Origin of the sequence: Lyngbya sp. CCY1209, assembly GCF_035615495.1 — a bacterium.
Lineage (GTDB): Bacteria > Cyanobacteriota > Cyanobacteriia > Cyanobacteriales > Microcoleaceae > Limnospira.
Map to the genome: position 1 here is coordinate 1 of NZ_JAJENU010000350.1, position 830 is coordinate 830.

At 44.6% G+C, this 830-nt stretch carries 1 protein-coding gene; it reads right to left on the reverse strand.

What is annotated here, in order from left to right:
- A partial coding sequence (locus tag LKE08_RS09715) for a group II intron maturase-specific domain-containing protein (RefSeq protein WP_324704020.1) occupies window positions 1–830 on the reverse strand: 830 nt, incomplete at both ends.

Genomic DNA, 830 nt, shown 5'->3' on the forward strand with positions numbered 1-830 from the left:
CACCATTTGCATTTGCCTTTCTGGTCTTTTAGCAGTCGGGCTTCTCGGTTTGAGATTTCTGGCGATTTCCCTCTCCTCGTTGCCCAGTAGACCCAATTTCCGTCATACATTGATGCGTTCGGTCTGACCAGCGTGTGGTAGACAATGGGAGTCCAGGCGTGTTTTTGGAGTCGTAAACCATCCTTGGTTTGGAAAATCCACTTGTCCTTCCTTTCATCCCCGTTGCTCAGTTTTGCCATTCCTGTTCGGTAGTATTTTCTGAGCGTTTTGTATTTGGAATTTCCGCATCTTGACACTACCCATGCCCGCAGTTGTTGCCAGAGTATTTTATCTAGCTTGTTGAAAATCTCCGAGGAGACTACCCCTGAATAGTACCTTGACCATCCTGTAATGATGGGATTGAGATGTTTAATCAGGGCGGCTTGAGGTGCTGTTTTGTGTTCCTTAATCACCTCTTTTACCTTTTCTATGTGGGCTTTGATTGCCTTTTTGCTCGGTTTTATGTGGGTTACGAAGCCTAGTAGTCTACTGACCTTTCCCCCACTTTTCCCGGAGACGTGTTTTCCTGCAGGATATTGCCTAATGTTGAACCCTAGAAAGTCGAAACCAGGTACGACCATTTTTCCTTTTACTTCAATTTCTCGAAGTGTGTGACAGATTCTTGTCTTTTCTGGCTTGAGTTGGAGTCCAATGGGTTTTAACCATTCGGAGATAGCAATCTTGCACTGTTCAATGACTTCGCGGCTTTGGGACATGACCACAAAATCATCGGCATATCTAACGACCGTTGTGTTGATAGTTTTCCCATTAACTTTGTGTTTAGGGAATAA